This is a genomic window from Streptomyces sp. NPDC005803, from assembly GCF_040630435.1.
In the GTDB taxonomy this organism is placed as follows: Bacteria; Actinomycetota; Actinomycetes; order Streptomycetales; family Streptomycetaceae; genus Streptomyces.
On the sequence record NZ_JBEXXO010000045.1, the window covers coordinates 13,256 to 39,762 of the forward strand.

Annotated in this window: 17 protein-coding genes and 5 pseudogenes; 8 read left to right on the forward strand and 14 right to left on the reverse strand. The window is 67.6% G+C overall.

All coding sequences use genetic code 11. The annotated features are described in order from the left end of the window. Positions 1-96: 96 nt before the first annotated feature. Positions 97-879, reverse strand: a complete 783-nt coding sequence (locus tag ABZ454_RS36955; RefSeq protein ID WP_359543875.1) for an aminoglycoside phosphotransferase family protein — start codon at positions 877-879, stop codon at positions 97-99. Positions 880-1,110: 231 nt separating this feature from the next. Between ABZ454_RS36955 and ABZ454_RS36960 the strand changes: the two genes are divergently transcribed. From ABZ454_RS36960 to ABZ454_RS36985, 6 genes and pseudogenes are all read left to right on the forward strand, one after another. Then, the gene (locus tag ABZ454_RS36960) at positions 1,111-1,668 is read left to right on the forward strand and encodes an AAA family ATPase (protein ID WP_359543876.1); all 558 of its coding nucleotides are present in this window, start codon (positions 1,111-1,113) and stop codon (positions 1,666-1,668) included. A gap of 110 nt (positions 1,669-1,778) precedes the next feature. Next, positions 1,779-2,335 (forward strand): annotated as a pseudogene (locus tag ABZ454_RS36965) (transposase); the annotation flags it as partial. 559 nt (positions 2,336-2,894) lie between these two features. After that, positions 2,895-4,871: a discoidin domain-containing protein gene (locus tag ABZ454_RS36970; protein ID WP_359543877.1), complete on the forward strand. Its 1,977-nt coding sequence runs from the start codon at positions 2,895-2,897 to the stop codon at positions 4,869-4,871. Between the two features lie 281 nt (positions 4,872-5,152). Further along, the gene (locus tag ABZ454_RS36975) at positions 5,153-5,839 is read left to right on the forward strand and encodes a hypothetical protein (protein WP_359543878.1); all 687 of its coding nucleotides are present in this window, start codon (positions 5,153-5,155) and stop codon (positions 5,837-5,839) included. A 129-nt stretch (positions 5,840-5,968) separates the two neighbouring features. Then, positions 5,969-6,514: an SMI1/KNR4 family protein gene (locus tag ABZ454_RS36980; protein ID WP_359543879.1), complete on the forward strand. Its 546-nt coding sequence runs from the start codon at positions 5,969-5,971 to the stop codon at positions 6,512-6,514. A gap of 332 nt (positions 6,515-6,846) precedes the next feature. Further along, the gene (locus ABZ454_RS36985; RefSeq protein WP_359543880.1) at positions 6,847-7,338 is read left to right on the forward strand and encodes a hypothetical protein; all 492 of its coding nucleotides are present in this window, start codon (positions 6,847-6,849) and stop codon (positions 7,336-7,338) included. Positions 7,339-7,572: 234 nt separating this feature from the next. On the opposite strand, the gene ABZ454_RS36990 is transcribed toward ABZ454_RS36985, so the two are convergent. From ABZ454_RS36990 to ABZ454_RS37015, 6 genes and pseudogenes are all read right to left on the reverse strand, one after another. Beyond that, positions 7,573-11,046 carry a hypothetical protein gene (locus tag ABZ454_RS36990; protein WP_359543881.1) on the reverse strand — a complete coding sequence of 1,158 codons (3,474 nt, stop codon included), beginning with the start codon at positions 11,044-11,046 and terminating at the stop codon, positions 7,573-7,575. Next, on the reverse strand, positions 11,043-15,062 hold the full coding sequence (locus tag ABZ454_RS36995; protein WP_359543882.1) for a hypothetical protein: 4,020 nt from the start codon (positions 15,060-15,062) through the stop codon (positions 11,043-11,045). Before ABZ454_RS36995 ends, ABZ454_RS36990 begins: the two co-directional genes overlap by 4 nt. A 12-nt stretch (positions 15,063-15,074) precedes the next feature. Beyond that, complete coding sequence (locus ABZ454_RS37000; protein ID WP_359543883.1) at positions 15,075-15,362, reverse strand: hypothetical protein; 288 nt, start codon at positions 15,360-15,362, stop codon at positions 15,075-15,077. A gap of 197 nt (positions 15,363-15,559) precedes the next feature. After that, positions 15,560-15,925 (reverse strand): hypothetical protein, encoded by a 366-nt coding sequence (locus ABZ454_RS37005; RefSeq protein WP_359543884.1) that lies wholly within the window; start codon positions 15,923-15,925, stop codon positions 15,560-15,562. Between the two features lie 682 nt (positions 15,926-16,607). After that, a pseudogene (locus tag ABZ454_RS37010) lies at positions 16,608-17,353 on the reverse strand (IS110 family transposase); the annotation flags it as partial. 470 nt (positions 17,354-17,823) lie between these two features. Continuing rightward, entirely contained in the window at positions 17,824-18,555 is a 732-nt protein-coding gene (locus ABZ454_RS37015) for a TetR/AcrR family transcriptional regulator (protein WP_359543885.1), read from the reverse strand. A 91-nt stretch (positions 18,556-18,646) separates the two neighbouring features. On the opposite strand from ABZ454_RS37015, the gene ABZ454_RS37020 reads away from it, so the two are divergent. Beyond that, positions 18,647-19,579, forward strand: a complete 933-nt coding sequence (locus tag ABZ454_RS37020) for a zinc-binding dehydrogenase (protein ID WP_359543886.1) — start codon at positions 18,647-18,649, stop codon at positions 19,577-19,579. Positions 19,580-19,992: 413 nt separating this feature from the next. Here ABZ454_RS37020 and ABZ454_RS37025 read toward each other — a convergent pair whose 3' ends face one another. The 4 genes and pseudogenes from ABZ454_RS37025 to ABZ454_RS37040 all read right to left on the reverse strand — a co-directional run bounded on the left by ABZ454_RS37025 (position 19,993) and on the right by ABZ454_RS37040 (position 22,665). Next, positions 19,993-20,310, reverse strand: a complete 318-nt coding sequence (locus tag ABZ454_RS37025; protein ID WP_359543887.1) for a transposase family protein — start codon at positions 20,308-20,310, stop codon at positions 19,993-19,995. 176 nt (positions 20,311-20,486) lie between these two features. Further along, entirely contained in the window at positions 20,487-21,407 is a 921-nt protein-coding gene (locus tag ABZ454_RS37030) for a hypothetical protein (protein ID WP_359543888.1), read from the reverse strand. A gap of 516 nt (positions 21,408-21,923) precedes the next feature. After that, a pseudogene (locus ABZ454_RS37035) lies at positions 21,924-22,344 on the reverse strand (transposase); the annotation flags it as partial. A 138-nt stretch (positions 22,345-22,482) separates the two neighbouring features. Continuing rightward, positions 22,483-22,665: a hypothetical protein gene (locus tag ABZ454_RS37040; RefSeq protein WP_359543889.1), complete on the reverse strand. Its 183-nt coding sequence runs from the start codon at positions 22,663-22,665 to the stop codon at positions 22,483-22,485. A gap of 163 nt (positions 22,666-22,828) precedes the next feature. Here ABZ454_RS37040 and ABZ454_RS37045 point away from each other — a divergent pair. Continuing rightward, positions 22,829-23,608: pseudogene (locus ABZ454_RS37045) on the forward strand (IS5 family transposase); the annotation flags it as partial. Between the two features lie 73 nt (positions 23,609-23,681). Here ABZ454_RS37045 and ABZ454_RS37050 read toward each other — a convergent pair. The 3 genes and pseudogenes from ABZ454_RS37050 to ABZ454_RS37060 form a co-directional block, all read right to left on the reverse strand. Then, positions 23,682-24,500 (reverse strand): DUF3592 domain-containing protein, encoded by an 819-nt coding sequence (locus ABZ454_RS37050; protein WP_359543890.1) that lies wholly within the window; start codon positions 24,498-24,500, stop codon positions 23,682-23,684. 13 nt (positions 24,501-24,513) lie between these two features. Next, positions 24,514-25,169, reverse strand: a pseudogene (locus tag ABZ454_RS37055) (transposase). Positions 25,170-25,489: 320 nt separating this feature from the next. Beyond that, positions 25,490-26,359, reverse strand: coding sequence for a PhzF family phenazine biosynthesis isomerase (locus ABZ454_RS37060; protein WP_359543891.1), 870 nt, complete (start codon positions 26,357-26,359; stop codon positions 25,490-25,492). Positions 26,360-26,507: the final 148 nt, after the last annotated feature.

Sequence of the window (26,507 nt, forward strand, 5' to 3'; positions counted from 1 at the left end):
AGACGAAGACCGCCTCAATGTCCGGCGGATGCCCAGGTGAGTGATCCAGTTCGAGATGTCGTTCCTCACCGGGAGCCAGGCACGGGCACTGATGCCTCAGCCGGCGAGCAGAGCCCGCATCCACTGGTCTTCGCGTTGCTCGATGTATTCGGCGTCGTTTCGCCAGGCGTCGCCGTGGCCTTCAGCCCAGAGCCTTGCCCAGGGTTGGGCTCCTTGGGCTGCCTGGTCGCGCAGGAAATCGTGCATGGAACGCGTACGGCGCCCCAGTAGAGGGACCAACCGACGCCGCTCGGACTCACCGAGACCGTAGGCGTCGGCGAAGACTCGCAGGCGGTCCGCCGCGTCCGGGCTCTGCCAGTCCGGATGCGCGGACAGCGGGATGAACCCGTGAATGGCGTATGCGACATCCCCCAGGCGCGAGCCGGGACCTGCGGTGTCCCAGTCGATGAAGGCCCACCGCGCCTCGCCTGCGACCACGAGGTTCCAGGGGGCCAGGTCGTGATGGGCGATGATGTCACCGCCCTCAGCGGGGATCAGCGTCTGCCACCGCGCATCGGAGGGCGGCGTGAAGTCCTGCACGGCGTCGTGGAAGTCCCGGATCAGCCGTGCCACGCGAGCCAGTTGTCGAGCGGGCTCCATCAGCGAGAACCGGTCGGGCCAGACCACATCTCCCGGCATGAAGGTCAGGACCTCACGCCCCTGATCGTCAATGCCAAGCGGACGCGGCGCCGCGCCGAATCCCACCTCGTGCAGGTGGGCGAGCAGGGCATGCACAGCGGGAGTCCATGGTCCGGCCGGACGGCGAACGGTGCCCCCGACGCGAACGACACCATCACTGACGTTGCCACCGGACAAAGGCTGTTCATCATCGTGCCGCATCGAACCAGTGTGTCGGATCAGCCCGTCATGATCACCCCATTAAGGAGGAGCGTCAGCGTAGGGAAGGAGGTTGAAGAACAGGCTGAGGACCCGTTTGCATGTTCCGGTGCGCGTTTTCCCAGTACAGGGTGACCTGTTGCAGGAACGGTTGAGCATTGACTTGGCCCCGACCAGACCGCACGGCATGCTGGGCCCAACTGCGGGCACGGCACCGGGGTGGGGAGAGTCGCGTTGATCGTCTGGGTAAACGGTGCCTTCGGCAGCGGGAAGACCACGCTGGTGGACGAATTGCGTCCGCGCTGGCCAGAGGCACTGGTCTATGACCCGGAGATGGTCGGGTATGTGCTGCGGGAGATCGTGGAGGTGCCGACCGGCAACTTTCAGGATCTTCGGTTGTGGCGACGCCAGGTCTGCGACCTGGCGGTGGGGTTGGTGGAGGAATACCGCCGTCCAGTCCTGGTCCCCATGACCTTGGTCCGCCCTGCCTACGTAACCGAGATCTTCGGCACGCTGGAGGGGGCGGGCATCGACGTCCACCACTTCTTCCTCAAAGCGTCCCGGGAAGTTTTGGAGACTCGGATCGACGGCCGGAGCTTCACCCCGGACAGCCCTGAGCAGGATGAACAGGTTCGCCGTTGGTGCAAGGACCAAATCAGTCCGTGCATAGCCGCCGCCGACACGCTGCCCAGCGACACGGTGTTCCTGGACGCCGGTCTGTCCCCGCGGGAGCTGGCCGACCGCGTCCTGATCCGGGTGCAGTCCGGCGGGAACTCTCGCGGACTCGGATAACCTCACCGCCCGCCGCTACGACTTGGCGGCGGGCGGACCGGCGCCATCAACCGGCATCGGGCGCAAGCGCTGGAGTACTTCTCCGCGCTGGAACGGGCCTCAATGCCGCTTCCAGGGTCTCGCTGATCCTGCTGACCGGCTACCAAACCCCTGCCGCCCTGCGCCGGGTCGGTCCGAGCCGGCTGACGACCTGGCTGAAGAACCGCAAGATGCGGGGCGCCCAGACCATGGCCAACACCGCAGTCGCCACGACACAAGCCCAGCACGCAGCCGTCACTGGCGAAACGACGGCCGCGGCCGTCGTGCACAGCCTGGCGAACTCGGTGCTTGCCCTGGACGAAGAGATCGCCGGCACCGATGCGCCCATCGCGGCCTGCTTCCGCGAGCATCGAGACGCGGAGATCATCGTAAGCATGCCGGGCGCGGGCCCGACCCTCGGTGCGGAGTTCATCGCCTGCACCGGCGGTGACATGGACGCCTTCGGCATGCCGGTCGCCTTGCCGGCGTCGCCGGTCTCGCGCCGGTTCCACGGGACTCCGGCCGGATCAGCGGCAACATGCGCCGACCACACCGATACCACCACCGCCTCCTGCGCGTCTTCTACCTATCCGCCCAGATCGCCGCCCGCTTCTGCCCGACATCCAGAGCCATCTTCGAGCGGAAGAAAGCAGCCGCAGGTGGCTCTCGACGCCGGCGAGGCGAGAGGTCCAGGCTGGGGCCTCCTCTGGGTGTCGTAGTGGAAGCGGTCGAGTTCGACGAGGTCAAAGCGGCGTTTCGGTCTGGGTCGGCTGCCATCCGTTGACCGGCCGACGGCCTTGCTTCGGGCGGCAGGGCGGCCTTCGTCCATGAGGCCGGAGCCAGGAATGTCGACGCCGACCAGGACGAGGGTGACGTGCAGGCTCATGAACGCGCGGGTCAGGTCCAGGGTGTCCTGGTCGTCGGCGCGGTGCGGCCCTCAGCCGGGTCTCCGCCCCCGTTCACAACCTCTTCCACGGGGTCGCCACCCGCCCGAATGCCGACCTCGCCGACTGGCGCAACGGGTCGCGGCGATCGAAACAGTCAATCCGAGCACACCACATCCCGGCTTTTTTCATTCCTATGACGACCTCTTGCAGTGACGTGTTCGTGTCAATAGAGTTCTCCGCGTCAAGTTGCAGCGCTGCCGGCCCGATCCGCTCACGGCCCGCTGAGCAGCGAAGTGGACAACTGATCAAAGGGGCTCCCGGGTGGAATTCACGCGGCGCATGTTCTTGCAGGCAGCGACAGCGGCAGGGTTGACAGGAGCCATCGGGGCCGGGGAGGCCGCACTCGCGAGCGCGGCCTCCGCGGCCGACAGTTCCGGCGACGTGGTCGGCAAAGTAACCGTGGGATATCAGGGCTGGTTCGCCTGCACAGGCGACGGCGCCCCGATCAACGGCTGGTGGCACTGGGCGCGGAACTGGGGGGACACACCGTCCCCGTCCAACCACGCCATCGTGGCCTGGCCCGACGTCCGCGATTACCCGACCACGTACCCCACCGCCTTCGGCAACCTCGGCAACGGACGACCCGCCTCGCTGTTCTCCTCCTACGATCAGTCGACCGTCGACGTGCACTTCCGATGGATGAAGCAGTACGGCATCGACACCGCCGCTCTCCAGCGGTTCAATCCCACCGGCGGCGAGGGACCTACCCGCGACGCGATGGCGGGCAAGGTACGCGCCGCAGCGGAGGCTGAGAACGTCAAGTTCTACATCATGTACGACGTGTCCGACTGGACGAGCATGCAGACGGACATCAAGGCCGACTGGACCGGCAAGATGCGTGCGCACACCGCTTCTTCCGCCTACGCCCGGCAGAACGGCAAACCGGTGGTGTGCCTATGGGGATTCGGCTTCAACGATGCCCAGCGGCCGTTCACCCCGGAAGCCTGCCTCGACGTGCTCAACTGGTTCAAGGCCCAAGGCTGTTACGTCATCGGTGGCGTGCCGACCTGGTGGCGAACGGGCGACCGGGACTCCCGGCCGGGCTTCACCGGTGTCTACCACGCCTTCGACATGCTCTCACCGTGGCTGGTCGGCCGGATCGGCAATGCGGGGGACGCCGACAACTTCTACACCGTCGCCACCGTGCCCGACCTCGCCGAGTGCACCGCGCACGGCATCGACTACCAGCCGTGTGTCCTGCCCGGCGGGGTCACTGACCGGCAGCGCGCCCACGGCGACTTCATGTGGCGGCAGTTCTACAACATGGGCCGGGCCGGGGTCCGCAGCGTCTACATCTCCATGTTCGACGAGTACAACGAGGGCAACCAGATCGCCAAGACCGCTGAGTCCCAGGACTGGATACCGGCGGGATCGGGCTTCCTCGCACTCGACGAGGACGGCACCGCCTGCTCTTCCGATTACTACTTGCGTCTGACCGGCGACGGTGGCCGCATGCTGCAGGGCCTGCTCGCCCTCACTGCCACCCGACCGACCCCGCCGGTGGTCGGCAGCGGCGACAACCGGCCGCCGACCGCTCCCGGCAATCCGCACATCACCGCCGTCAGCGACACCACCGTGGCGCTGGCCTGGACAGCTTCGACGGACGATGTCGGCGTAGCGGGCTACCGCGTCCGCCGGATCACTGACGGCACAACCGTCCCGATCGGCACCGCCCCGGCGAGCGCCACCACGTACACGGTGACCGGCCTCTCCCCCTCGACGTCCTACACCTTCGACGTCCAGGCACTCGACTCGGCGGGCTCGGTCTCCCCGTCCTCCCGCCCCATCACCGTCACCACAGCCGCAGCCTCCTCCACCGGCGACCTGGCCCTGCGCCGGCCTGCCTCGGAAAGCAGCCATACCCAGACGTACAGCGCCAACAACGCCGTGGACGGCGATCCGGGCACCTACTGGGAGAGCGCCAACCACTCCTTCCCCCAATGGCTACAGGTCGACTTGGGCGGCACCACCGGCGTCCGCCGTATCGTCCTTGCCCTGCCGCCCTCCACCAGCTGGGCCGCGCGCACGCAGACCATCGCCGTGCAGGGCAGTGTCGACGGCACCTCCTTCGGCCAACTGCTCGGCAGCACGGACTGCGCCTTCGACCCGCTCAGAGGAAATACCGCAACCCTGACCCTGCCCGCCGCCACGACCACCCGTCACCTGCGACTCGTCTGCACCGCCAACACAGGCTGGCCCGCAGGCCAGATCGCCCAGCTCCAGGTGTACGGCACCTGATCCCCCGCCGAGTGCCGGAAGCCGCGCGTGGGTGCGTCATCGACGGCTTTGAGAATGGCGGGTTCCTGGCTCATGGAGACATTTGCATCTGGTTCAGGCATGGGTTTCGTCAACAGCCGGTCGGGCGTACCGCGAGGCTGCCGACAGCCAGCCGTATCGAGGTCGAGCTGTACCGGTTGACTGTCCGCTGTGACTGAACGGATGTACGTACCGGATGCCGAAGGCGACTGGGAGCCTGCGACAGAACTTCGGGCAGGCACAATCCGGCCTCGCAGGCCTCGATGTTCCAGAGTGCAGCCTGGCCGCTGATCTCGCTGGCCCTGCTCTCGGTGGACTTGGAGGCGGTGGCTCGGCGGCTGAGGCTGGCTCTTGAGACCTCATGGGACGGGCACGGCACTGTTCGGGCGGCGTTCTTCGTGCTGGACGGAACGGATTTCGTCGTTACCCACCACGAGGGCGATGCTCCCGGAACGCATGTCTGGACCCGGAAGGGTGGGCCAATCGACTCGGGCACACGCGTGGGCGGTCTTCTCGCGGCTCTTGGTGTGGGGCCGGAAGCGGTCTCGTACTCCGTTTGGGGGGCTGGCACCGATCTGTCGCACGTGCCCGCTGCCTGGGGGCGCGGTCGGGCGCGGCCGGTGTGGTCGCGCCAGGAGTTCTGGGAGAGCTTCAAGAGCAATCCGGGCATGTTCGTCGCCCGCGTCAGCTTTGAGTCGGTGACCGGGTTCCTCACTGGCTACGATGTCGCGTCTGAAGGTGCCCTGCTGAATGGGCTTCAGAAGTGGCTGGCTGCCAGGCTGGGATCCGGTGGGAACCTGGTGTGGTGGGCATTGGTAGCAGAGCTGGCCTTTCCCGACGGCCGCCCCGCCGAGCCGTGGTCACACGAGGACGACCAGCACGCTGTGGGTGGACTTTTCAGACTGCTCAACGAGTTCTTCGAACATCTCGTTGGCGACCCGAATGTCTAGGACGGTGCCTTCTGGCCCCGGGGTAACGGCTTCGTGTGGCCCCGCCTGAGCAACGGTGCGAAGTGGCCCCACCCGGCGTCAACAGGCGCTCGCGGTGTTTCGGTCAGTCTCCTCTGCGAGCATGTCGCCATGACAGTCGCATCACCTGATCAGCGTCCCGATGAGGCCGCCTTGGAGTTCCTGCGCTCAGCGTTCGAGCCGGAGTGGCGAGAGCCGGCTCTTGGATACGAGGCGGTCGCGGCATGGGAGGCCGAGAACGGGGCCGTTCTCCCGGAGCCGTACCGGAGCATGGTCGCGGAGATCGCCAACGGGTCCTCGCTCGGGCCGCCGGAGGACGGTGGCCTGCTGCCTCTGGGCTGGCTCACGCCGGGCTGGCCCTACCAGGCCGATCGGATTCCCGCGGCGCCGTTCCCGCTCCAGGAGACGTGGGCCTGGGAAGGCGAGCCCCTCGCCGAGGACCACAACGAGCGCGTCGCTGAGGTCTACGGCCATGGCTCCATCGTGCTCGGCACCGACGACGAACTCTCTTACTGGGTACTCGTCGTTACCGGTCCCCAACGGGGCAACGTCTGGCTGATCAGCGACGTGGGCGCCTACCCGTACCCGGGGCCGGAAGCCTTCGGCTTCGTGGAGTGGGTTCAGCGCTGGCAAACCGGCGACGGCTGGTGGGACTGACCGCCATCGCAGCCTCGATCGACGCCTGGCAGGGTGTCAGACCCTCCCAGCCCCGCTTGTCGACCGGAGGACCGCCGAGCAGGTGGACCCGCTGTTCGCGTTCCGGGCCCGGCGGATATCCCCGCCGTTGACGACGGCCAGGAAGCACTGGACCGCCTGCTCGACCGCGTGGCCGATACTCCGACACCCGCAGGCCCAGCGCCCCGCGAACTCGACGTGCCGGCGACCGCACGCCTTCTGCCACTCATCGCCGTCCGACAAGGCGGCACAAGCTCGGCACCGCGCTGATATCGAAGTGCGAACCGGCTGGGGAAAGTGTCACAGTCACTGTCGTGACCTTGATGGACGTACTCGTCGACTTCGCCCGCACTGGCCGGATCGGGCCCCTGAACTGCGGAATGTCCCTGGCTGAGGCTGAAGATCTCCTCGGCCCGGGGCGCCCGCACCCGGCTCACATGCTGAAGGGGTCTGATATCGACGGCTACCCCTACTCCTGGGATGGGCTGCAGCTGGTGATCACTCAGCGGGCTGTCAGCGGAATCTGGATCAACCTCTGGCCCGGCTCGACCGCCAAACTCCCGCCGCTCGTCCTGCCCGATTCCGAGTCGTTCGAGGCCACCTTCTTCCGCGAGGAGCTGATCACTGCCCTCGACGACGCAGGCTGCCGGCATGCGGTCAACAGCACTCTCACATTCGGCGACCAGTCGAGCGTCCTCACCCAGCCCGCTGACGTCTGCGCGGTCTTCAGCCTGCCGGGACGGGACAACCACGTGCCGCACCGTGATCGGCACTACCTCGATGTGATGCACAAGCACACGGCTTGACATCGCTGCTTCCACAGAACGATGGGGTTGACATGCCCTGCGACGGCTGCCGGGCAACGATCGCCTACGCGGCGGGCAACGATCTGAAGAGCGCGCGCCACCCCGCTGATCGTCTGGATCTGGGTCGCTGACCCGTACGGGTCCGGGTCGGCGACGACGTGGAGGCGGGCAGCGGATCGAGGTGCAGCTCGCCGAGATCGTCACGGCACGGATCGACGGCGCTGTCTGAGAGGTTCACCCCAGCGTCACCACGTCGATGAACACGGTCCGCTGCCGCAACTCGCCGGCCAGGGTGGCGTCGTCGCCAGTGACGGCGGGCTGGATGTTCTCGATCTCACGGATCACCACGCGCAGCCGGCCGTCGGTCGCCGGGACCGCAAGGGGTGGGAGGGGTTCGCCGAGTACGCCCGACACCATGTGTCCCGGCACACGGTGCCACAGGCCGGCGACGTCAGGGGCGGCGGAGGTGAGGTCGCTGGTTGCCGTGCCGGAGGACTCCTCGAGGAGGGCGACGACGGGGTTCTGGGTCGGCCCGAGTGGTCCGGTTCCGGTCAGATGGACCTGCAGACCGTCGGCAACGTGCTCCACGGACAGCATGCGGTCCGGCATGAGTTGTACGAAATCGGTGGTCACCGATGGCGACACGGCGCAGCCGGGCAGGCTCTCCGGCTGGTAGCGCGCGAGTACCAGCCGTACGAACGGGCAGTACGAGTCGGCGGCCGCGCCGGGCAGCTCGACGTCGGCGTACCAGCGGTCGGTCTCGCTGTGCAGGTGCACTGCGTAGGGGACGGCCCGCACCGTGGTGTCGGTGCCCGGCAGCACGTGCTCGGCGGTAGCGGCCGCCGCACCGGCGAACAGCTCGGGAGGCGCGATTCCGGCGGCATCGCCGGTCGTCCAGATCGGATCCCGCGACACCCGGGTGAGGTCCGGGCCGGTGAGCACGGCCAGGAGTTCGCCCTCGCCGGACAGGTTCCACGGTCGCGCCAGTTCGACCCGGATCCGGCCGCCGCGACGGGTTCGCCGCACCGGCCCGGCTGCCAGGTCGGCCGAGCCCTCCCAGCGGAAGGACGGGGATACCGCGAGCACGACCGGTGCAACGGGTGGCGCCGAGCTGGGGACACTGACGGCCTCGGCCAGGGTGGTGTCCCTCCGGAAGGCGGCGTCCTCTCCGGCCGCGAAGAACTGCCGGAACCGGCTCAGCGCGGTCAGGGTGTAGGTGACGCGGCGATGCCGGGTGTCGCCGAACTCGTGCCGTACCGACAGCTGGGTGGCGTCGGGCGCGACCGCGGTCGAGCACACCTGTTCGGTCAGCAGCGGGCCTGCGGCTTCGCTGTCGCCGGGTTCGTGCCACTGTGCCGCCACGTCGACCTGACCGGTGGATTTGCGGTCGACGCCGAGCAGCGGGCGGTCAGGGTCGGTGAGCGTAACCCAGGTGGCGCCGGCCTCGCGGTCGGCGCGTAGGGCGGCGGCCGGTGGGGCGAGTGGTCTGCGAACAGCGTGCACCAGCCGTACCACGCGCGGCGGGGTCAGCATCGGGTGCCGCCCTGCTGCCAAGCTGGCCTCCGCGGCGTTGGGCACCCATTCTTGGATCTCGAACTCGTCGAGCCTGCTGGCGTCCGCGCGGGAGCTGAGCTCGAGCTCAGCCTGCTCCCCGGGCGCCAGCCGCACGATCAGCGTCTCGTCCACCCACTGGATGACCGGTTCACCCGCGCTGCGGTGAGCGTGCAGTTCGAGCGCCTTGGCGGAGTAGCCGGGCCAGCGCGGCTGCCAGGCGCTGTCGGTGCTCTCCCCCGGCGCCGGCGCATCCGGGCCGGGAGTGAGGAAGCCCAGCACGCTCACTCCGGCCGGATCGGCGAGCCAGCTGTAGTCGCCCTCCTCGGTTGCCGTCGGCGGGGCCACGGCCCGCTGCACCCAGCCGGCCACGACGCTGTCGTCGATCGGGTTGCCGTCGATGTCGGTCCCGCTGAGCCGGCCGTGTTGCTCGGCGAGGGTCAACGAGGTCGGCGGTGGCAGCAGGATCCGACGGTCGTCGCGTGGAAACTCAGGGTGCGCGGCGGTGAACTGGTCGACGTCGAGGGCTGTCGTACCGGCCGGGTCACTGCGGATGACCAGGCAGTCGAGGGTGCCGCCGGGACCGAACGCCGCCGGGTTGGCGACCAGTTGCCCGGACTCCAGGTGGAACGCGTCGGGTGGCGGCGCGAATTCGGGCGGCGGGATCGGCTCGTGCCGCCGATAGAGCACCAGGTCGGTGGCGTTGCGGTTGCTGCCGGCCGGCAGGTCGTCGAAGCGGAGACCGCCGCCGGCCATGTCCGCGACCCGGATGCGCATCTGGTAGCCCTGCCCGAACCGTAGTTCGCCCAGCTTGCGCGCGGACTGGCCGAAGTCCCAGTGGAAATCGAAAGGCAGGGGCAGCCGGGTCGCCGCGCTGGGCACGGGGCCGCGCTCGTCGAAAGCCGGGCGGGGCAGCACCAGGCTCCACCCGTTCCACCGGGCCACCATCTCATCAGCGCGCACCACCCGGTCGTCGCCGATCACCGCGGAGTTGGCCTTGACGTGCCCCTCCTCGACCTGCGCCGGCGGACCAATCTGCTGATCACCGACTCTGTAGGTGGCAGTGCGCTCACACAGGGGGAACCACTGGCCCGTCTGCCCCTCGGTGCTGGCTCGGCGAATGTCGACGCGATAGCCGAGTACAAGCTCGTCCGCGGTCAGTTCCCGCTCCTGCAGCGGCCGTTCGGCGTTCGCGGCGCGTTGTCTCAGCTGCTCGCCACGGCCGTTGCGCAGCAGCGCCAGTCCCGCCGACCGCAACACCGGCAGCGTTATCGCGCGCTCGCCGTCGGAGATCGAGCGGGCGCCGTCGCGGAGCCGGTCCACCCCGCCGGCCACGTCGAAGGTAGCCACGCTCCAGGTCGCTGTAGCGGCTGGATCGGCGCCGATCTGCGTGGTGCCGGTGAGGTCGACCATGCCGGTGCGCAGGTCGCTGTCCGCCCCTGGGGCCGGCACGAAATGCACGCGATCGAACTCGAAGCGGGTCCACGGGGTGACCGTGCCCCAGTCGCCGGGCAGGTCCGCGCCAAGTGTGCAGCGCACCCGGATCAGTTGCGAACCGACCGGGACCGTGGCTGTCTCCAGGGCAAAATCAAGGATGAGGCCCAGCCGGGTGAGGACCGCAGGATGCTCGCGCAGCAGCGAGACGGTGCGGGCGAAGTCCGGTGCCCGCCACTCCTCGGGCCCGAGCGATCCGGGGTCCCCGGCGCGTTGCTCGGCGGCCCACTGCGCGTACTGCTCCCGCAGCACCGGGTCGGCCTCGACCGCCGGGTCGGCGATCGCCTGCGCGGACAGGGTGTAGGTCTGCCGGACCCGGGCGGCCTCCGTCGATGTCGGGCTCACCGTCGGAGTGTCGTAGACCCGTCGGCGTGGCGGTTCCACCACGGTCTCGGCGGGGAAGAACGACCGCCACACCTCGCTGGCCGGTGCGGTCAGCGGGGTGAGCCCGGTGACGACGGCGGTGACGTTCGACTCGGCGTCGGGCGCCGTCTCCACGGTGAACTGGGCTCCGGCCAGAGTCGCAGGCCAGTCCTGCAACCCGAAGCTCGAGAGCGGCTGCGGTGTCGCCGTGTCGAGCTTGGGCACGACCAGTACCCTCAGGGGTGCGCGATCGCTCATGACGGTGCCGGCCGGCACGGCGATCCACAGGATCTCGTTCACTCGAACGCTCCTCGATAGTCCCGCCAGGCCTGCAGAAGGGCCGGATCCGGTCCGGGAGGTGGTGCGGCGAAATCCACCGGCCGGGGAGGCGGCGGACCGGACGGTTCGCGGGGCGCGCCACCAGCGATCACCCATTCACCGCTGTCCAGCTCGACCGACTCGGAGAACAGGGTGACGTCGATCTCGACAACGATCTTCGCGCGCCCCACCAGCGCGTTGGTATCGAACTGGTAGGCCAGTTCGACGTGCAGCTCCACCGCCACCGACACCAGCCCGAGTAGCTCGACGCTGCCGCCGATATGGAGGAACCCGGTGAGCCGGGGCGTGTCCGAGACCAACTCGTACCGGATGCCCCCGAAGGCGTGCACTTCTGCCGTGGCGATGCCGAGGTTGATCGCCAGTGCGGCGCCGAACTGTAGCGACACCTCCAGCCGGCGCAGCCCTGAGCGGTCCAGCTCCAGGTCGACGTAGCCTCCGCCGCCGAACATCAGCACGGTGAGCGTGAACGGGCGTGCCCGTGAGGCGAATCCGAGCGACAGCGACACCGGTGCGCCGTCGAACGGCACCCGCAGCGCGGCGCTGAAGTTCAGGTTGCTCAGCACGAAGGAGAGCGCCGCCACGTCCGGCAAGGGCACCGCGTAGCGTGCGGTGATGTCCTTGCTGGTCGGTACGATCTGGGGTCCGAGCCTGCCCAGTCCCACCTTCTCCTGGAGCACGTCCAGCAGCCGCAGCTTGCCGACGAAGGACGCGCTCAGCCCGTCGATGGTCAGTTGCGGCGCCTCGCCGGTGACCTGCCGGAACCCGACCTGCCCGAAGCTGATCTCGATCATCGGCTCGCTTCGCGGGAGCACCAGCTTGAAGTCGGTGATCACACAGGTCGTCTCGTTGCGCTCCGCGGAGCTCGTGTTGGTCAGGGTGAGTGTCGACGTCTCCGTGGACAGCGGCAGAAAGTCCCCGCCGGGCGCTTCGCCGAGGGGGATGTCCGCCCAGCTCAGTCGGACCTCCGGGGGTGTCGTGTCGAGCGTGACCATCTCAGGAGGCGCGGGAATGTCGCGGACCAGCTCGCGCAGGTCGAAGCCCAGCAGCGTGGCTCCCTCGGTGAAGAGGTCGGCCGGGTCCAGCGACTGGGATCCGGCGACGTTGACCAGGCCCTGGATGCGGGAGACGCCGTCTGCGACGTACTTGGGTGCGGCCAGCCCGCCGGAGCGATCGGCCTTGGTGGTGAAGTCCACGCCGAGGTCGTCGAGGATGCGCAGGGGGATGTCGTCGGAGGCGGCGCTCAGATACGCCTGGTCGAAAACGGTCCGCACCCGCGGGTCGCGGTCCAGCAGGGTGCGCAGCGCGGGCAAGGCCACCTCGGCCGCCCAGGATCCCACCTCGCCGGCGCGGCCCAGCGACGGGACGAAGGCACCGCTCGGCGTCGGGCTGCCGGCGATGTTGAGCCGGTGCACCTCCTGGACGTCGCCCGGCGCCGTGCGAGCCGCGTCGAGCACCATGTTGATCTTTGCGCCCGGCAGATCCACGATTCCATGCCCCGGCTGGGTGTAGAACCGGTGGACCTGCTCTGTGACCTCCAGGTTGTCCAGCGATCGGAACGTCGCGCGGACCTCGTCGCCGAGCTCGAGGTCGGCGACGAAGACCAGCGGCAGCTCGAAACCCACCTGACGTCCGGGCTGACGGCAGCGCATCGGGAAGCGGATCGGCTCGCCGTTGCCCGTCGTCGGCAGGAAGAAGGTCTCCACCGGCTCGGCGCCCAGGTTCTCCCGCTGCAGCAGCTGGATCGCGCGCCACGCATCCCGCCGGGCCACATACCACGCCAACCAGGTGCGCGCGGCCCCGGCACGGGTGAACCCCTCCGGGTCGTCCGGATCCAGCAGCTCGTCCGCGTCGTCGGTCCAGCCAGCCGCCAGTTCTTCAACCTGCGGCATCCCGGCGAGCATCGCGTCCGATCCGTACAGGTCCTCAAAAATCCGATCGGCCTCGACCGCGGCCTCCTGCTCCCGGTTCTGGAGTTCGGCGATCTCCCGGGTCGGCCGGGGCACCGTCTGCCAGTCGGCGTCGGCGAGGCCGCCGTACTCCAGCGTGGTGCATTCCACCTGGTCGAACGGGAACGCCCGGGAGCGCAGTCCGTCGACCGTCGGCTCGGTGACGTAGAGCACCCGGGTCTTACGCAACACCGCGACCGGCTCGTCGGCGCTGCGTTCGGTTGTCTCGACGAACACCGCCCGGTGGCCGAACGGGTACAGCACGCCCTTCGTGGCGGTGCGCACCCGCTGGTCGCGCCCGCCGACTGTGCGCTGCTCCCACTCGAGCGTCCGCCAGCTGCCCGCTGCGATCAGAGTGCCGCCCAGGCTGCTCAGCTCCAGCCGGTCCGCATGCGCAGGCGGGGACTGCCCGGCAATGTTGACCCGGTTGGCTTTGGTCAGCGCCATGGGGAACGGGTCCGGCCGCCCGGCCCGCAGCGCCGCGACCGCGACCCCGCCGTCGCCCGCGTCGGTGCCGAATCGGGTGCGCCACAGCCCGGTCGTGCCATCGAGGTCCACCGGCTCGTTCGGGTGCCGGGTGACCACCGCGCCGGAGTGGGCCTGCGGGGCGACGATCAGGCCCCAGGGAAGCTCGACGGCCGTGCGCTGCTCATCGGGGTCGATCGGAGCGTCGTGCAACGCAGCCAGCACACCCGCGGCGGTCAACTCGAACGTGGGCGCGGCGGTGATCGCGACCCGGCTTGAACCGGACAGTTGCGCCTGCCATACGTCGCCGAGCAGCGCCGACGCGCCGGGCGCGGACACCTCCTCGGCGATGTGCTGCGGCGGGAAGGTCACCACCAGGTGGGCGTCAGCCGCATCGGCGACCAGTCTCGGCACCGGGTCGGTGGTCATCCGGTAGCCCACCGCGTGCACCCCAAGCACGACGTGGTCAGCGGGCCGGGTGAGCAGGAACGCCGGCGGAACGTCGTCGGTGGCACCGGCGAGCGCGTCCTGCGCCGGTTCGGGCAGCACGGCGCCGGACGCGTCACGCGAGCTGGGCAGACCCAGTGTGCGAGGAGACCAGATCTGGGTGTCCCAGGACGCCACCCGCACCGTGTCCGCCTTGACCTGGGCGACCACGTCCATACCCGGCGAGCCCCCCATACGCTCGACGATGACTGGATCGGCTTGCCAGCCGGTGGTGAGCGGCGAGAAGTCGTCCCAGCGGCGCTCCCCGTGTTGCCAGATCCAGTGGTGCAGCCGCCCGTCCTCGTCTCGAAAGACGATGTCGGGCCCGCGCGCCGCCACGGCGACCCCGAACGGCAGCCGCTCCGGGCGGACGGGATCCGGCCCCCACCAACGGGTCGGATCGGGGCCGGCGAAATAGCCGTATCCCCAATGCCGGAGGGTGCCGTCTCCCAGCAGGCCGTACACATCCTGCCGGACGGCTCCGTGGTCGTCGGTCCAGGCGATCGCCTCGACCGCGGCGATGCCAGGCTCGAGGGTATCGCTGTGCGGCAACAGCACCGGCGCCTGCCATATCCCACCGAAGACCTGGTGCACGATGCCGTTCGAGGCGGAATAGGTGTCGATGATCCCGGGCTGGCGGTGCACCGCGACCAAGCCGGCCGCGCCGACATCGGTGAGCTTGTCATGGGACCACAGGCCGCCCGGGCTGCGGCTCCAGTACCGCAGTCGGTCGCCGACGTCGGCCGCGAACACGTAGAGCCAGTCGCCTTCAGCGACCGGAACCGGCTTGGTCGCGATGTAGCCGGGCAGTTCCTCCGGCCCGATCATCCGGCCGCGCGCGGCGTCCCAACGCCAGTGCAGCAATTTCAGGCCGCCAACCGCGAACACGTCGAGGCCCTGCGGTTCCCGGTGAACGGCGACCGGCTCGGCGAACTGGTCCACCCGGCCGCCCAGATCGAGGGCACCGGGTACGCCGTCGGCAAGCCACAGGTGCACCAGCGTGGCCTCGCGGGAGCGGACGAAGACGTCGAGCCTGCCGGGTCGCAGGTAACTGGCCCCAGGTTTGCCGAAGATCGCCATGGCGAGCGCCGCCTACAGCCCGAACGCGAACGCAATCGGGGCGAAACCCGATGCGTAGCCGCGCATTCCGTCGCCACCCGAGTGCAGGGCGACGATCTTGTTTCTTTCGTTCACTACTGCAGACCCGGATTCCCCGGATCGTGACCAAACCCCCTCCGGATTGAGCAGAACTCGCAGCGTGTATTCGTCGGCGTCATCGGCTCCGACGTCGAGGCCGCCCACCCCCGCGAGCTGCAGCAGGCCAAAGGCGTTCTCCTTGAGCGGGGCCGCCCTCTTGACTGGTACCTCGTCCGCGGGCATGCGAATCTCCCTGATGGTCTAGACGAAGTCGTTGGCGAACAACGTGTGCAGGAGCCCGGGAATCCGGTCTCCGGATTGAGGGTTGAGAACGTGACGTGGATGAGTGTGGCTTTGCCTTGCTGAAGCCCGCGGCAGCTGCTGAGGAATGTCGAGCCCGGACGTGAGGGGAAGGGAGAACTGGGTGGTCCTCCATCTCGCTAGAGCTTCACCCATGCGCCGTCGAGGCTGAACTCATGGATGGGGACCTCGAACGTCACAGACCACTTTCCTACAAGGGACCCGCCAAGAGACAGGCTGATGGTCTGAGTCTCCAGAGCAGATGTCGCCGGTGCGTCGGAGAGTGTCTGCACGCCTGCATCCTGATCTACCAGGGGAAGAGAGTCGACCGAGTCCGGGGTTATCATGATTTCAACCGCCAGTTGTTGATCGAGACCGGAGGTTGAAACCTCGGCCGCATCGAGACTGGTGAAATCGAATGCGCCTTGAAATTCCCCGTCTTCGTAATGATTGAACGAAAATCGGGCGATTCCGTTTCCGAACTGATCTGTCTCGTCCAGGCGCATTCTTACGGGTATGAGCCCTGTGGTGTGGCTGGGAATATGTGTCACAATCCGCTCCGGCTCCTGGGTTTTTCACGTGCAGGCATCCGCAACAAGTGCGGGCTTCTCACTCGATACGCCGTCCTGGATGAGCGAGACAACTGCGTACAACCTCGCCATGCCCCAAAGCGGCGATGAGTATGGAGTTCGCACGCAGGTCTCCACGCTCGGCGTCTGCGAGACGCCGCCGGGGCGGCCAACTCGCCGTGGTGCGGCGGGCCATAGCCATATCCAGCTGCAAGACTGCCCACATCCAGCGTGTGCCCACCTGGGCTTTCTGTCCACCGCTGAAACCTGTGATCGATGCTTCCGTTCCCATGGCAGTCTGTCGCGTAGCCATCAGCCGCAGTAGATGCACCGGTGAGCCGCACCCCGGAGGCGCTCGCGCAGTACACCCTCGCCCGCGAAGGCGAAGCGGGTGCCGCCTGGTCCAATGAACTGCGCATGCCCCAATAGGAGTTGAAGGAGCACTGGAACTGCGCGCCGGACAGATGAGGTGATGCGGGGTGGCGTCGCGCGCGTCCCCGTGCCGCACAAGGCGACCGAGCCCGCCGTCTGGCCGGACGTGGTGAACGCGTCAACGCGGTCGGCGGACGGAGGCGGGCTAACAGGTCATCCCGCACTGGTCGACGTGGCTCTGGGCCGTGAGTGAGGCGGCGAGGCTTGGGACGATCAGGGCGGCCGCCTCGGTTCCCGGAACGGTGACGGGCTACTCGTCCAACGCTGTGAAGATGTCCTCGACCAGCCGCTCGGCCATCCTTGGCGCCTTCGGCCGTAACAGCGTGACCAGCCGCCGACGGCCGGCCTTGCGGATCTGAGCCGGTGAGCCGAACCGTTCCAGCAGCGTGAGGACGGCCGGGTGTGGCAACCGCGGCCCCAGGACTCGTTCCAGCGAAGGGTGGATCTGGGTCAGCAGGCCGTGGAGCCGGTTCGCGACCGAGGTGCCCTCGCCGGCCAGGTCGTCGTCGAAGCCGACGATCATCTCCAGCTCGGCGATCGTCTCGTCCTGGCCGTCGATCGCCCGCAGCGTGTGGGGCATCGCCCGGGCTGCGTCGGCGAGGATGAACGCGTCTTCGCGTCCGTCTTTCCTTCGCCCGGGTAGAGGTCGGCGATCCGTCGCATCGTCAGGCCCGGCACGTAGGCGACCGGGCAGCCCAGGTCCCGGGCGACGGCCAGCGGCAGGGCGCCGATCGAGGCCGGCTGGTCGACCACGACCAGCACCGTTCCGTGCTTGGCCTGGAGTTTGGCGAACAACTCGCGGAGCTTGGGCTCGGTGTTGGGCAGACGCTTGTCGAACGCCTTCTTGCCGGCCGGGGTGACGGCGGTGGCGTGGTGTTCGCCCTTGCCGACGTCCAGGCCGAGGAAGACGTCGATGCCGCCGGTGTCGATCACGTGCAGGCCCCTCCATCACCCTTTCGTCCGGCCTTGCCAGGGCACCGAACTGCCACATCCGCGTCACGGAGAGCTCTTCCGGCCTGGGTGAAGCCGGTGCTCAAGCCCCTCATCAGCGGTCCGTCGATGCCTCCGGACCCGGTGACACCACCCCCCGGATCATCAACGACAAGGGGGGAAGTCATGCCGGACCCGAAGGCCGGAGGCCCCGTTGCGGAGCCACGAAAAAGGTAACGCGGGGGGGCGTTGTCGGAAGGGCTTGAGCTGCTTGCGGAGCTTCTTCTGGTTGTCCTGGCGATCACTGTCGGCATACTCGGCAAAGTGCCCAGGCGGGTAAAGATGAACGTACACAGACAGCGTCAGACCACTGCTGGCTTCCCCGCGGTGGTCACGAGGTAGCTCCAGGCAGTGGACCGGGACGAAGAGTTCGGTCGGAGTGTGCCGGAGTCGGCGGTTTTGGCTGTCGCCGGTCAGATGTCGGTTTGGCGCGGAGCAGCGGACAGCGTGAGGCTGCCGGGAAGGGCAGCGACGGCCTCGCGGAAGCGGGTGGCCAGTTCCTGCCTGGCCGGTGCCCGGAGCGCGGCCGGTTCGTCGGTGTCCGCGGCCTGGGCTGCCCAGCCGGTGAGGGCGTATCGGAACGCTGCGACGAGCATGTCCGCGACCAGACGGGGACGGGGGTCGTCGGGGTTCACAAGGTCGAATCTGCGGTGCAGGATTTCCAGCGCCGCGTTGGTGGTGCGTTCGCAGAAATGCAGGCCGTGCGCGTTCATCGACGGGGTCTGCTCCGCCAGCCGGAGGCTGAGCGCAGTCCGGTCCGCCCATTCTTCGTCTGCCACATGATCCAGGGCGGCGAGGAGGGCCTCCTGCGCCAGCTCCAGCAGTGGACGGCCGTTGAGTCGGCTGCTCTGCAGTTCCTCCAGGAAGGCGGTCCACAGGTCCTGAAGCGGGGCCATCGCGACGTCTTCCTTGCTGGTGAAGTTCCGGAAGAAGGTGCGTTTGGACACCTCTACCTCGTCGCAAACCTGGTCCAGCGTGACCCCGCCGAATCCGCGCTGGGTGAACAACTTCAGTGCGGTGTCTATCAGCGCCTGACGAGTGCGGTGCTTCTTGCGTTCCCGCAGTGGCGGAGCGGCGGGCGTCTGGTTCGGCAAGCCGTCCCGTCGGGAGGGGGCAGTCGGCGAGATGTAGGGGCGGGCAGTCACGGGACGAGTGTAGCGCGGCGGCAAACGCCACTTGCACGCGTATGCCACTGAGTGGCATAACTGCTCGTGCACCCCTCGAAAGGCGAACCACATGCGCGCTCTACTCATCGACCACTCCGCTCCCTCCGGTCTCCGCCTCGGCGAGACCCGCGACCCGGAACCCGCCCCCCACCAGGCCCTGGTCCGGGTAACCGCCACCTCGCTCAACTTCGGAGAGGTCGGCCACGCCGTATCCCAGGCTCCGGACGGGGCTGTGCTGGGCTGGGACGCCGCCGGAGTGGTCGAACGCGCGGCCGCCGACGGTTCCGGGCCGGCTGCCGGAACAGAAGTGGTCACCCTGGGCGAGAACGGCGGCTGGGCCGAACTGCGGGCGGTGGACACCGGCCTGCTCGGCATCGCACCCGCCGGCACCGACCCCGGGGCGCTCAGCACCCTGCCGACTGCGGGAACCAGCGCCCTGCGTGCATTGCGGCGGATCGGCTCCCTAGCGGGCAAACGCGTTCTCATCACGGGCTCCACCGGGGGCGTCGGACGGTACGCGGTCCAGCTCGCACGCCTTGGCGGCGCACATGTGATCGCCTCCACCGGCGACCCCGACGGGCACGGCGACCGACTGCGCGCACTGGGCGCCGATGAGGTGATCGCGGGGCCGGAACACACCGGCTCCCTCGTGGATGCCGTCGTGGACTGCGTCGGGGGCCCTCAACTCGTGCAGGCATTCCAGAAGCTGTCACCGCACGGCACCCTGATCGCCGTCGGCGATGCCACGCTGGAGCCCGTGCACTTCCCGCCCGGCGCGTTCCTAGGCAACGCCGGACGCCATGGTCGCTCCATTGTCACCTTCCACCTTCAGGACGGCCCCCTCCACGGCCCCGACCTGACGTGGCTCGCAGACCGCGTCGCCGCAGCAGACCTCACCCCGCAGATCTCCTGGCGCGGCAGCTGGAACCAGGTCCATGAAGCCATCGGCGCCCTCATGGGCCGCCGCCTCCATGGCAAAGCCGTCCTGGATATCACGCCATAGGAAGCGATCCGCGGAACGCCCAGCGTCCTCGTCTTCCGCCTTACGGACACGGGCAGCCAATCCAGCTCGAGGAGCACCGGAGCTGAGCGTGTTCATCCGTACCCAACTGTGCAAGCTCATCCGTACGCCGACAATCACGATGTAGTGGGCTTCGCGGCCGAGGAGGCAGGCGGCGCGCTCGCGCTGGGTGCGCATGGCGTCGCTGCCGACGACGACCCCGGCCAGGTCGGCCGGGGTCTCCAGCAGCGGCTGGAAGCAGGTGATTTCGCTTGTCTGGCGGCTGCGGCTCCGCAGAGGCTCTTGCCCGTCGACCGCCAGGCCGCGCAGTCGGCCCCCGCCCGGTTGCTGCGGTCGGCGAGCCGGCGTCCGACAGCCAGGTCCATTGCGTCACCGTCGATCCGGGCCAGCTGCCGTCAAACCGTCGTTTCCGCAGGTAAAGGCGGTTGGGGGCAAAGAGGGTCGAGCCGGACACCGATGTGTTCCAGCACGTGGGTCGGATCGCCGGTGATCCGTTCACCGACCGCCACCAGCGATGTTGCCCCCGCCAGCACCGCGCAGACGGCCAGGGGAAGCACATCGACCAGGGCTTTGCCTACTCCACGGGGAGCACGTGAATCGGGCACCTGGGCGAGGCGGTCCAGCAGGCCGGGCAGGTCTTCCGGTGCGGCCTCGGGATCCTCGCGGAGTTGGTCAACGGCAGGCGGGATCAACGATGATGCTTTGGCACGCATGGGCTTCCATCCAGGTCACGGGGCGTCGAGAACTCCATGATCGTGGAGGCCGTGCCTATTCCGCTCTCCGCGGCGAGTCAAGCCGGCAGACCGTCATGAACCAGATGCCCGGCGACAGGCGACTACGCCAAAGCCCTGACCCGCCGCCCACCTCATTACCTTGGGAACCGCCCCGTTCAGAAGCTGATTCCAACCGAGTCGGCAGCGCCGGCGACCGCACCTTCGGTCATCATTTGCGTAGCGAACCCAGATATTGCACCTGGAGGAGGGGTGCCGATGGTAGCGATCGAGCTGTACTCGATCCCCTTCTGCGTGAGGATCCCCACCACTTGCCCGAAAAGATTAACGACCAGAGATCCACTGTCGCCTCTCTCCACGAAGATCGGCTGATTGGCTACGTCGTCGGTATAGATTTCGAAAGAATTTGGAGGAGTTCCGATTCCGAGCGGCTGCAGTCCCACCGCACTCACACGGCCGGTAGTGCGGAGCGTTGTTTTACCTCGCTTTTGCACTGAATCTCCCAATTTGGCCCTGACCATACCGCTATAAGCACCGATCTCAGCAATCGCCCAATCGAAGGCAATACCATCATCGAACTTGAATACAGCTGTGTCGGTAGCGTCTTGCCAGCGGTATAGTCTACCGATCTTACGATTCAGGCTGGGCTGGTATATCGGGTCACCCTGGAGGATATTTACTGGCTCTGTGATACTCGCAATAACGTGCGCGCAGGAGATACCAACTTGCCCACCGAATAGCGCGTCGTTCGCAATTCCGCCCAACGTGCCTCCGGGGGACAGGAACCCGCCATGTTCCGCCTTCACGGTGCCTCCACCGATCACTGGGTCGTAGGCGGCGTCGTCCGCCAATGGAGTGAAGTCGCGTTGCACAACGGCCACGGGAAAAGGGGTGTCAGCCGTTAGAGCTTCCAGCTGGCTGGGCACATTGTTCTCGTCTGTGACCAAAACTCGAATGACGACTTCGTCCGTCAGTTCGACCCCGTCTTGGCGAAAGCCAACATCTACGCCCACTACGCCAGGAAGGAAGGGCAACGCCTGCCCCAAAGCGGCCGCAAGTACATCCTTGGCTGCCAGCATCTCAGCTGATATATCCATTCCATCGGGCCTTTCTCATCTCATAACGGATGCCGACTCACCGTGGTCAGACCTGTTGCGCGACCAGGATCTGCGCACCACTCAGGGCTTTCTCGACACAATCACCTAGTTCGCGGCAATGTTCACTTCGCGGCATCGGCTTCGGTAACTGCTGTTCGGGTCTTTAACGTCCGTCAGCCTTACATCAACATGAAAGTCGAAAGGCATAGCGATTGAACCCCGTAGTTTTCTGACGCAAGGATGAAGATCTTCCTCATCGGTACCATAGCCATGACTGCACAAGCTCGAATCCTCAACAGGCAGGCAGAGCACGCATAGGGGGTTTAGGTCGCGAGCCTCTATCATGAACGTCTCATTTCAAGCATCGCACTGCTTTGGTGATCCGCAACAGCTGACTATTTTGACCCAAAAACGTGCACGAGTGAACTGGTACCCGGCCTTGTGGGCCCTCGGCAGGCACGGGCTTGGACATGGCGAAGTTCTCCTGAGACCGTGTCCCTATGTCGTGAGTCGAGCGAGTCGTTTGTAGCAGCAGAGGGTGGCTGAACGGCCGAGAAAGGCCAAGTAGTTGCGGGGGTGGCGTTCGCAGCGGTGTTCAGTCTGTGGTAGCCGGTCAGCCAGGACATGGTCTGCTCGATGACCCATCTGAGGCGGCCTAAACGCTCGCTGGACTCGACTCCCTTGCGGGCAATGCGCACGCCGATGTGCTCGCCCCATAGCCATTTTCCGCGGTTGGGGCACGTCGTAGGCTTGGTCGGCGTGCAAGCGCTGCAGCTTGACGTACCGGCCGCGGCGGGGGTCGTGTCTCGTTTGATGGCCCTCGATCATCGGCTTGAGTGCGAGGCTGTCGTGGGCTGCGCTGCGGAGAGACCGACGAGGAGGGCAGTCCGTTCGCGTCCGACGGGACGTGCATCCTGGAAGTCCACGCCCAGGACACCACACCACTCAGGGCTTTCTCCGCGGGGGCGCTATCCGGTGGCTTGGTCCTCGAGGGCCAAGAGGACCAGTTCGCCGCGCTTGGCCTGGTCCTCAACGCCATCGTCCTGTGGAACACCCGCTAATAGCAGCGGACTTCGTACTGGTCCAGGCCGCACTCGTTCTTCGCGCTCTGGAAGCACTCCTCGATCTTCCAGCGGCAGCCGGCGATCCGCACCCAGTCGGCAAGGGTTGCCTGCAGAGGCGCCGAGGCCAGGAAGTAGGCCAGCTCGTCCGGTTTGGTAATGCTGCGTCGGGCGAGCATCCATCGCTGGCGGGTGGGCTCATCGCCGTCGAAATTCCCAGACAGTCGGCAGTCGGGCCGCGGCCCAGTCGTAGATTCGCGGCCCTTTGAGCTCGTAACACGATCTTGCTGAAGCGTCCTGGTTGGCTGTGACCGGTGTGCTGATTTGGCCGTTCGTGAGGGTGTGAGTACTCGACCGTGGATCGTGGACGACGACGTGTGGGCGCTGATCGAGCCGTTGCTGCCACCGTGGCCGGAGCGGTCGCCAGGGCCGCGGACGGTGTCGGGTCGTCTTTGTCTGCAGGGCATCCTTCGTCCTCTACACCGACATAGCCTGGCAACTTTTGCCGCTGGAGCTGGGGTTCGGCTCGGGCCAGACGTGCTGGCGTCGCCTGGACCGGTGGCAGAAGGCAGGGGTCTTCGACCGGCTGCACCGGATTCTGCTCGCGGAACTGAACGCGGCCGGCGCACTCGACTGGTCACGGGCATGCGTGGACGGTTCCCACGTTCGAGCGAAAAAGGGGGATCCGATACCGGTCCGTCGCCGGTCGACCGGCGGAAAACGGGAAGCAAGCACCACCTGATCTGCGACGGACGTGGCACCCCGCTCAGAGTCATCACGACTGCAGCCAATGTCAACGACGTCACCCAGCCCCTCGCTCTGGTCGAGGGCATCCCACCCATCGCCGGACGCCCGGGCAGGCCCCGCAGACGACCCGAAGCTCTGCTCGGCGACAAGGGCTACGACTCCGACCCCAACCGAGACGAACTACGCAAGCGCGGGATCCTGCCCGTCATCTCACGCAAGGGCTGTCCGAACATCAAGGGACTGGGCAAACTTCGCTACGTGGTGGAGCAGGCCTTCGCCCTGCTCCACCACTTCAAACGCCTCGCAGTTCGCTGGGAACGGCGCACCGAACTCCACCACGTCTTCGTCTCCCTCCCCTGCAGCCTCATCTGCTACCGACGCCTCAACCAGTGCCGATCGCAAGCGGTGGTACGAGTTGAAGAGGTGCTCTACACGGACGCATACGGAGTCAGCCACGCAACGCGATGAAGAGCTGGTACCCGGTGATCCCAAGTCCGCCGCAGGCCATCCCGAGGCCCACGACTGACATCAGCGCCATCATGACCTGGCCGTAGAGGGGCTGGCGGGCGGAGGCGCGGCTGGGGTTGCTCGGGTCGTAGCTGAGCTCAAGCTGCTGCCCGCCGGTCCGATCCCGGTGGAAGTGCTGCCCGCCGTCCTGGTCCTCGTACCGGTACACCTTGGTTCTGTGGGTGTAGTGGTCGAGTTGCGCCATCACCGTGATGCCGTGCCTGGGGAGGTGCAGCGCTTCGTACAAGCCTCGTCCCAGCGTCAGAGCCATGGATACCCCCGCGCCCGCGAAGAGCTGAAAGAACGGCAGCGCGATGGCCCACGCCGGCTCACGGAGCACCGCCACCACCCCATCGATCACAGCGAAGACCGCGATCACGGCGACAACAAGAACGCGCTTCGAGGGCCTCCGGGGATGCCCAGCAGGGACTTCGGTGATCAGATCTTCGCCGTCGACGCGCGATCCTTCGGCCGCTCTCTCGGGCAGTCGGGCCTGCAGGGCGGCGCAGAACGTGGCCACGGCTGCGGTGCTGGCATCGTGGACCGTGTACCTGGCACGGCGGTCGGCCTCTGCAGTCGTCAGTACGACCTCGAACGAGCGGTCGAGGCTGCGGACCGCTTCGATGGCCTCCAGCGGAATCCGTGTCACGCGCCCGTCCTGTTCCCACTGCACGTAGTCGAATCCGTCCCCGAAGGGGGCGGTGGCACTGCTGCCGCGCAGCACGAGGGATGGGAGGGCAGGCGTCGTCGTCATGTGCATATGACGGCGGAGATCAACAAACGGTTGCCCACCGCCGTGGCAGGCGCACGCCACAGCCTCGGCAGAAGGCGGCACCACTCAACACCAGGCCGATCTTGGCCCCTGGCACCACCCAGCCAAGGCGATGATCCAGAGGCGAAGTCGTGCACCCGGCACCGGAGCCGTTCTCGCCAACTTCGATATCCGCCCTCAGTCCGCGCGTGCTCTCCCTCCTCTGCCCCACCTGACCAGAACACTTGAACACGGGCAGCGGGGAGGCGAGTGCTCGCAGGACCATGATGCGGGCCAGGTCGTTCTTCGTCGCGAAGCCACGTTCGCTGGGGATCTTGGCAGCGCGGCAGCGCTCGATGGCGTCGGTCCAGGACTTGGGCAGGTGGAGCCCGCGGTCGACCAGGGCGTGGCCCAGGGTGGTGGCGTAGGCGGCGAAGACGCCGATCTGGCAGTTCTCGGTGCGGCCGGCGGTGTCGGAGTAGGGCCGGTGTACGCCGGCTGAAGTGACGCCTTCTTGACGAAGCCGGTGTCGTCGATGATCAGGACACCGTCGTCAGCGCCGAGGTGCTCGGCAACGTAACTTTGCAGGTCATCGCGGATCTCGTCGGCCTCCCACCGGCTTTTCGCCAGGAGTTGCTGCAGGCTGTCCGGCGTGGAGTGCCCGGCGAACTCGGCCAGTTGCCATCAGCTCTTGCGGCCCACCGGGCCGAGCAGACCACGGACGTAGTCCGCATCCGGCGTCGCGGTTCAACATGTGAGAAGGTGTCCGACTTGCAGAAAGAGTTCTTCCAACTCCTTTTCCCACTCGTTGGCGGATAGGTCATCACTCACACACCGTGGCTGTCCAGCCCGATATCACTACACACGGCGAGGGCACTCGTTCGCGGGACGGGCCAGGCAAACTCGCCCCGCTTCCGGCACCAACCCGCTACACTCCCCAAACCCAAGCCGTTGACCAGGCAAAACATCCAAGTCCGGCTGAAGTACCAGTCGCCGCCTCAGTGTCCGTCGCGGACCACCGCTAACCCGCCGACCCGGGTCGTGATGCCCGCCGGCCCGCGTCGGGCCGAAGCGAGCACGCTGGCCGGTCGACCGAGGGTGTCACCCTGCTCCACCTCGATCGCGACCGTCTGCACCCCTGCCGTGTCGAGCAGGTGGGCGGCGAGGCAGCCGGTGCTGTTGGCGTTGGCGACGTCCTCGTCGACACCGATCGCCGGCGCGAACATCCGCGCCGCACCCGGTCGGTCGCCCACCGGCGGTACGTACACGAAACAGCCGAGGAGACCGTACCGCTGGCACGCCGCTGTCAGCCTACCGAGGTGTGGGCAGACTCGGAGCAGCGCCGACCGATCGTGGACCGGTACCAGCATGCGTGGTGCGCCGGGCGCGGCGATCCTTGGCGCGTCGGTCGGATGCCGATCGTCCGCGGTGAGCCCGAGCGCGGCGACTATCGCGGCGCGCTCGTCCGGTGCCGGATGACGCAGCGCGACGAGGCCCTGGTCGAACCACACCTCGATGCCGGCGGGGCGGCGGATCGCGACGGTGTCGAACGTGCGCCCGCCGGTGCGTTGGCGGTCGTTCAACTCGCCCCGTGCGGTGCGGGCCAGCCGGACGGCCTGCGCGGCAACGGTGCCGTGGCCGCAGCCGGACAGTTCGGCGGTGGCGGTGAAGAACCGGACCGGCCAGCCGCCGTCCGGCGTCCGCTCCGAGCCGAGGAACGCCGCGTGCGAGGTGCCGGCCGCAGCAGCGACCGCACGCCGGTCCGCGTCCGTCGCCGCCGGGTCGTCGTCGGTGACGGCCGTGGGGCTACCGCCCCGGCCCTCGCGCCGCACGCACGCATCAACCAACGTGACATCCGGCCAGGACATGGGCCCACCTCCGACGCTCGACGAACCGGCAACCGCGAACGGCGTCTACCGCTAACTTGATCTTTAACCTGTGCGGCGTGGACGCGGGGTTGTTGACTTCTTCGTGCGTCGCTTCGTGGAGCCTGGTCGGCCAACTGCGTGCACGTCA